This window comes from Blastocatellia bacterium, from assembly GCA_035275065.1.
In the GTDB taxonomy this organism is placed as follows: domain Bacteria; phylum Acidobacteriota; class Blastocatellia; order UBA7656; family UBA7656; genus DATENM01.
On the sequence record DATENM010000089.1, the window covers coordinates 1 to 2,140 of the forward strand.

Annotated in this window: 2 protein-coding genes; both read left to right on the forward strand. The window is 51.1% G+C overall.

The features are described 5' to 3' along the window. The first annotated feature begins 194 nt into the window (after nucleotides 1-194). The gene (locus VJ464_20770) at nucleotides 195-716 is read left to right on the forward strand and encodes a hypothetical protein (protein ID HKQ07571.1); all 522 of its coding nucleotides are present in this window, start codon (nucleotides 195-197) and stop codon (nucleotides 714-716) included. Nucleotides 717-856: 140 nt separating this feature from the next. Beyond that, nucleotides 857-1,882, forward strand: coding sequence for a DUF4238 domain-containing protein (locus VJ464_20775; protein HKQ07572.1), 1,026 nt, complete (start codon nucleotides 857-859; stop codon nucleotides 1,880-1,882). Nucleotides 1,883-2,140 lie beyond the last annotated feature (258 nt).

The window sequence follows — 2,140 nt, forward strand, 5'->3', positions numbered from 1 at the left end:
TCATGCGTGGGCAGTAAGGCAATTCACAAGGAGTGACAGGCGACAGGACGTCTAACAAGGCGTTGCAGCGGAGGCCGCGAAGCGCAGTTCTTACACTTCCTGTTAATGCCGCTCACGGCCCCGCTGAACGCGAGCGTTAGACGTCTGGAACCCTATCACTTACTGAGCGTATTTGCCGACAGGAGGCTATCCGCATGATCTTTGTACTCGCGCTACTCGTCGCCCTCACTGTCTGGCAATACTTCCTTACGGCTCGCCGCCAAGGACGAGGCCGGGTATTCCGAGAAATCGCCGCAGCGGTCTTTGCAGGAGGCGTGTCAGGCATCCTGATCGGCGTGGCAGCGCGCCTCGGCATGGCGGCAATCGGGCTAGCCAATGGAGCAGCAAGATTCAGCTTCTCAGGCAGCATTGCCGTGGTCATCAGCTTCGCTGGCTTCGGTGTGATCCTGGGCATCATCTACGCCGGGTTGTTGCGCCGCTTGCTTCGGGCAAGCGGCTTGGCCTATGGGTGCCTTCTCGTGTTGAGTACGTGGTATCCGTTGGCGGAGGCGGCTGTTGAGGAGTTGGCAAGCAAGCCAGCGACGGCTGGCTTGGTACTGATATCGGGTGTCGTTGTGGTGGGGATGTGGGTGCCATACGCGATCGTGCTGGAGCGGCTGATCTGTTGGAGGCACGGAGGCATGGCGATGAAGGAGGTCCCTGAGGCAGCCGTCTAACAACGACATGCACCGGAGCGCGGCGAGCGCGTTTCTCGTCATTCATCCGATGCCAGACGCCGCGCCCGGTAATGTCGAGCGTTAGGTTGCCTGACCTCTAATCCTAGCATGCTATAATTTCAATATTGGAGATCGTAGTAATGGCGCAGCATAAGAGGCAACATTATGTCCCACAATCTTATCTTAAACGGTTCACACAAGATGATAAAAGGCTGTACGTTTATGATAAGGTTCTAAGGCAATCACTTGGGTTAATAAGCGTGAAGGACATTGCCCAAGAAAGCTACTTTTATGATATTCCTTTGGATGCTATTCCCAAAGACATCCCTGGAATAAATAGGGACCCTCATCTGGAGGAGGAGGGGCTTAAAGCCATAGATGATGAATTCAAAAAGATAATTGATGTCGCAATAGGTGTAGCAAAGGGCGGAGGTGCTGATCTGAAGCAAAGAGCCGTAATGTCCTTCTGCCTCGCCGTTCAGTTAATGCGGACATTGGATTTTCGCAATGTTCTTGTACGGGCTATGGAAAAGCTAACAGAGGCTACACTCAATAGCGTACTTGAACTAGCTGACCCTAAATTAGCTTCCCAACTCCGTGTTGAGGCCAAGAAATATGACAAAGGGGGCGCATCCGTACTACATAACCATCATCTGTGGAATCCTGAAAACATGAGTCGCATAGCGAAAGTCCTCTATAACCGCATTTGGCTCTTGGGAGTAAATACAAGCCCCATACCTCTGTACACATCCGATGCTCCCGTTGCTCTATGGGCGCATAAGGAGATGGAGCCTTATACACCAAAACCAGATACAGGCCCGGCCTTCAGTAAGGCTATTGATATGGTCATAGAATCAGATAGGCCCGGCCTGGAAACTGAAGGCGTTGAGGTATATTTCCCGCTCAACCCTCATTGTGCTTTGATTATTCTGGAAAATGAACATTTCAAGAATTTGCAAGAATGGCAAGGCAAGCGAATCCCTCTAAACTTGGCAGCAGTCGAGGCGTACAACAAATTGCAAGTTCTCGAAAGCCATCGGCAAGTCTATTCCATTTCGGATGACTTCGGTTTGGCTGAGAAAACATGTGCTGAACATCCAGAAAAATGTGCTTCAGATCGAGAGAGGGTCAAGATTGAATTCTGGAAATGGAATACACAAAGCTGAAGGCGATTCTCAAAGGCTCTAACCAGTAACGGCAACCTAACAACACGTTGCAGCGGAGGCCGCGAAGCACAGTTCTTATGGTAACTTGTGAGGCCGTTCGCGGCCCCGCTGAACGCGGGCGTTAGACGGCCATCCGCTCGCTCCTGACACAATGTTTGTGGTACATATCTACTACGGAGAAAGCTTATGTCGTCACAAACTAAACCAAGGCATACACCGCAAGAATATCTCACCATAGAACGAACAAGTCAGCAGAAA

What these genes read in the sequence shown, in the direction of transcription:
- VJ464_20775 (HKQ07572.1), top strand. Translation starts at nt 857, where the DNA reads ATGGCGCAGCATAAGAGGCAACATTATGTCCCACAATCTTATCTTAAA.
- VJ464_20770 (HKQ07571.1), top strand. Translation starts at nt 195, where the DNA reads ATGATCTTTGTACTCGCGCTACTCGTCGCCCTCACTGTCTGGCAATAC.